This window comes from Zoogloea sp., assembly GCF_030157465.1.
Taxonomy (GTDB): Bacteria; Pseudomonadota; Gammaproteobacteria; order Burkholderiales; family Rhodocyclaceae; genus Zoogloea.
In genome coordinates, this window is sequence record NZ_JAOAUU010000050.1 from 1 (window position 1) to 4869 (window position 4869).

A 4869-nucleotide genomic window follows, 5' to 3' on the forward strand; every position below is an offset into this window, starting at 1 on the left:
ATCGCCATGTGGATGCCCATCCTGGTGTTCTTCTACATGGGCTTCGAGCACAGCATCGTCAACATGTACCTGTTCCCGTCGGGCCTGATGCTGGGTGGCAACTTCACCTTCATGGACTATCTCATCTGGAACGAGATCCCCACCGTGCTGGGCAACCTGGTGGGCGGCCTGACCTTCGTCGGCGCCACGCTGTACTCCACCCACTACAAAACAGCCCCCAAGCGCCGCGCCGCCTGAACCTGAACGCCAGCCGGGAGCCCGCATCCATGTCAACCAAGCTGCGGGTTTCCCTCGGCCAGGCGTCCCTGGCAGGTGAGCACGACACCAACCAGGACTTTCACGGTGCCGTCCTGCCCCGCGGGCACCAGCTGGCCAGCAAGGGCATCGCCCTGGCCATCGCCGACGGCATCAGCTCCAGCGCGGTGAGCCAGGTGGCCAGCCAGACCGCCGTGCGCAGCTTTCTCGAGGACTACTACGCCACCTCCGAAGCCTGGTCGGTCCGCCGTGCCGCCGAACGGGTACTGAGCGCCACCAACGGCTGGCTGCATTCCCAGACCATGAGCTGTGAAGGGCGCTTCGAGAAAGACCGGGGCTATGTGTGCACCTTCAGCGCGCTGATCCTCAAGGGCCGCGACCTGCATCTGCTCCACGTGGGCGATTCACGCATCTACCGGCTCCACCCCCAGGCCCTGGAACAATTGACCGAGGACCACCGGGTACGACTGTCCGCCGCCGAGTCCTACCTGGGCCGCGCCCTGGGCACCGGCCCCCGCCTGGAGATCGACTACCGCAGCTGGGAAGCGGAAGCCGGCGAGATCTACCTGCTCGCCACCGACGGCGCCTATGCCGGGCTTGACGCCGACGACGTCCACCAGGCCCTGCAACAACACGCCCACGACCTGGATGCAGCGGCAACCCGCCTGGTGAAGCTCTCCCGCAGCCGAGGCGGTAACGACGACGCCACCCTGCAGCTCCTGCGCATCGACGAGCTGCCCGCCAGCGACGCCCCCCATCCCCAACTGCGCCGCGAAGGGCTGAGCCTGCCGCCCGCCCTCGCGCCGCGCATGGTCTTCGAAGGCTTCACCATCCTGCGGGAAATGCAGGTCAGCGCCCGCAGCCACCTGCACCTGGCCGTGGATGACAGCAGCGGGCAGCAGGTGGTCATCAAGACCCCCTCGGTGGATCTGGCCCAGAATCCGGACTACCTCGACCGCTTCGTGCTGGAAGAATGGGTCGCCCGCCGCATCGACAGCCCCCACGTCATCAAGGCCTGGGCCGGCGAACGCCCGCGCAGCCACCTTTTCGTGGTCATGGAATACATCGACGGCCAGACCCTGGCCCAGTGGCGGGTGGACAACCCCCAGCCCGCACTGGACAGCGTGCGTGCCCTCATCGAACAGCTTGCCCAGGGCCTCCAGGCCCTGCACCGGCGCGAAATGCTCCATCAGGATCTGCGCCCCGAAAACGTGATGATCGACCACCACGGCATGGTCAAACTCATCGACCTGGCCAACGCCCACGTGGCCGGCCTGGCCGAATACCACCCGGACGCTCACATCCTTGCCGTGCCCGGCACCCTTCAATACACCGCCCCGGAATACCTTCTCGGCGAAGGCGGCAGCCAGCGCAGCGAACTCTTCGCCCTCGCCGCCATCACCTACCAGCTCCTCAGCGGCCAGCTCCCCTATGGCCTCGACGCCGCCCGGGTGCGCAGCCCCGCCGATCTCGCCCGTCTGCGCTACATCCCCCTCCGCCACCACCGCCCCGACCTCCCCGCCTGGCTGGATGCCGTGCTGGCCAGGGCTCTCCACCCCCATCCCGCCAAACGCCAGGAAGTCATCTCGGAATTCATCCACGACCTCAAGGCCCCCGGCCCCCAGTACCAGCAACAACGCAGCACCCCGCTCATCGAACGCAACCCCGTGCGCTTCTGGCAAGCCACCACCGCCCTGCTCGGCCTCGCAGTCATCGCCCTCCTCGCCCTGCGCGCCCTCGGGCATTGAAGCCAGAGAGTCCAGGAGGTCGGGTTACGCTGCGCCAACCCGATCTACCGGCTTATCGCCCATCAGGAAAGAAAACTTTCGCACCACGAAAGACGCTGTACGGCGCAGAGATAGTCGGTCCTGAAATATTCAATTCGCCGCCTTCCGCCGCCTGCCCGGTGGCCATGACCTCTCGTCGCTGACCAGTCGCCCGCGCATCCCGACCAGAAGCCAGAGCGCAAAAAGGGCCTTCAGCCCCAGCCGGACAATGGCCCGCATCAGCCAGCGCAGGTTGTACCCGGCAGCACATAGCACCGGGTGCAACACATCTCCTTCCGATCCTTTCAGCCAGTTCCGCCGTAGCCCACAGTCGTCCTTCAGGTGCCCGATCACGGGCTCCACCGCCTGACGGCGTTTGAGCAGACGGCGGGCCTTGGCGCTCAGACTCTTGATCCGGCCGCGGTGGATGATCTCGACTCCCGGCACTTCAACCCCCCGATAGCCCAGATCAACAATGGCGGTGTGAGGCTTCGGGGTGCCCTGGACTTCCTGCATCAGAATCGTCGCCTGCTCGATCTGTTCGGTGAGGGTATGACCGTCGTAGGGATTGCCGGGAAAGGCCCGGGCGCCCACGATCAGGTTGCCTTTCTCGGTGGTGGCGATACCCACCTTGACCCCGAACTCGTAGGGCTGGCGGGCCTTGCCCTTGCCGATGCACTCGACTTCGGGTGCGTGCAGGGCGTAGAGCTTGTTCTTGTCCTTGGGCCGCTGGGTGTGAATGCGTCGGGCCCGCTCGAGCCACAGGGTGGCGATCTCCTTCATGCCGTCAGCCAGCGTCGGCAAACGGCGTTCCAGGTCACGCATGACCCGGCCCAGGATCGTCCGTTGGCGCTTGAGCACCCGGCGCAGGCGCCGGTACTGTTTGGCGTGGGCGTAGCCACCGGCTCGTCGCTTGAGACTGCGGCCTTCCTTCTCGAAGGTCTGGCGCAGCACCACGCCAGACCGTTTGGCGATCAGCACCAGCTTGCGCCGGGCCACGTCGAGTAGCCGGCTGTCGGTGGGAAAGGCGATGGCCTTCTCCTGCACCGTGGAATCGACGATGACCCGCTCCAGGTCCTTCGGGGCAATGGCCTTCATCGACACCGCGGTTTCGATAGTCTTGGCCAGGAGTTCTTCCACGCCTGCATCCCCCAGCGCACGACGGAAACGCGTCAGGCCGCTCGGGTCGCAGGGCAGCCGGGTCTCGAAATACTCACCGCCGCAAAAGAACTGCCAATAGGGGTTCTCGGCCCACCGTTGAACGACGCTCTCGTCGCTCTCGCCGAACGCGTGCTTCAAATACAGCAGCCCGACCATCAGCCGGATCGGCAAGCGCGGGCGACCCGCTGCGCTCGTGCCTGCGCCAGTCATCTGCAAGGTCGGGCCAAACGGATCCAGGCCCTCGATCGGACGCCCTTGGCGGTCCTGGCGGACAAAGCACGGCGCCAGCGCCGATTCGATCTCGGCCCACCGCATGCGGGTTGCCAATACGGCCAGCGGGTGACGCAGATCGATCATTGCGTCCAGCCGGGCGCGGAAAAAGTCCGGGGTGGTCATCGGAAACCTGCGCTCCAAATCTTCCAGCAAGTGAATGTGATTGCACTGGAATCTGGAGGATTCGGCAAGGTCTCAGGGGCTCTCAGCCCGCGCCGGGAAAGGGGTGGGCTGATTGTTCAGGACCGACGAGATAAAGCATTTCATTGCCGAGCAGAAGCTACCAGCCAATGGGATGAAGCACTTCACCGGCGGAATAAAGCGTCATGGCCACCGGGCAGGCGGCGGAGGGCGGCGAATTGAATATTTCAGGACCGACTATTCAGACATTCTGTCGCTGCTCTATATCGGGATCGCCCCGCACTGCACAACGCGGAGTTGCACAAGAAATGAGCATCCTCGACATACATGGACGCACATAACTCTGTCAGATGCTACGAAAAAATAGCTTCAAGCCGCGATCTCTTCGTCAAGAACCTTGCCCTGGACATGCCATAGCCTTATAGTCGATACACTTATATCCGTAGCATAAGCACTTCTAAGAAACGCAAACGAAAAACCTATGTACATACTAAAATCCGCCAGCATTGATGGCCTATGGGGAAGCAACACCCCCATTAATTTTATCTTTGACGAGGAATTCAATTTCATTATTGGAAAAAATGGATGCGGAAAAACAACCGTAATAAATCTTATAGCGGCGGCGTTGCTATGTGACTACGAAAAATTAGAAAAAATTCCTTTTAAGAAAATTACCATCACTCTACAGTCACGATCAAGTAGAAAAAAACCAAGCATTGAAGTTTCCAAAGACCGCCTAAGTGGAATTCCATTTTTTGACATTGTCTATCTACTTAAGGAGTCACAAACAGCAAAGCCAGTCCGCATTGCGATTGGCGAACTGGCAGACTCCGCCTTGGCGAGGCATTTGGCTTTGAGATCTATGCGGGATCGCGTCATTAACAATTTATCAAACGGAGCGCGAGATGCGTTAACCAAGCTGGTCAAGGTTAGTTGGCTTTCCGTTCATAGAAAAAGTGACGACGATCAAAGTCGAGATGATCGAAAAAACATGCCCGCCGTGGATCAAAAGCTCGACTCTTTAGCGAACGGTCTCGTCAAGTACTTCTCCGCCATGTCAAAAAAATATGAAGATCAAACAAAAGAATTTCAAAAGAAAAGTTTTTTATCGCTAATAACCTACGAAGGCCAAGATGAGGTCTTGGACTTTGTTCAAAACATTGACTTAAATATCGAGAAAAAAGGCTTGTCCGCGGTCTTTGAGTTATTACAACTAGAGAGCACCTCGAATAACCCGAGGTTTTCAGCGAACTCCCACCGCACAACGATGATC

General features: G+C 60.6%; 4 protein-coding genes. 3 read left to right on the top strand and 1 reads right to left on the bottom strand.

Features of this window, described 5'->3' with window-relative positions; all coding sequences use genetic code 11:
* Positions 1-237, top strand: a 237-nt coding sequence (locus Q1W26_RS05415; RefSeq protein WP_300436879.1) for a formate/nitrite transporter family protein, incomplete at its 5' end; no start/stop codon positions are given.
* A 29-nt stretch (positions 238-266) separates the two neighbouring features.
* A complete protein-coding gene (locus Q1W26_RS05420) occupies positions 267-2003 on the top strand; it encodes a bifunctional protein-serine/threonine kinase/phosphatase (RefSeq protein ID WP_300436882.1) in 1737 nt (578 codons plus the stop codon).
* 129 nt (positions 2004-2132) lie between these two features.
* On the opposite strand, the gene Q1W26_RS05425 is transcribed toward Q1W26_RS05420, so the two are convergent.
* Positions 2133-3578 carry an IS5 family transposase gene (locus tag Q1W26_RS05425; protein ID WP_300436884.1) on the bottom strand — a complete coding sequence of 482 codons (1446 nt, stop codon included), beginning with the start codon at positions 3576-3578 and terminating at the stop codon, positions 2133-2135.
* A 499-nt stretch (positions 3579-4077) separates the two neighbouring features.
* Between Q1W26_RS05425 and Q1W26_RS05430 the strand changes: the two genes are divergently transcribed.
* The coding region (locus Q1W26_RS05430; RefSeq protein WP_300436887.1) for an AAA family ATPase at positions 4078-4869 on the top strand (792 nt) is incomplete at its 3' end.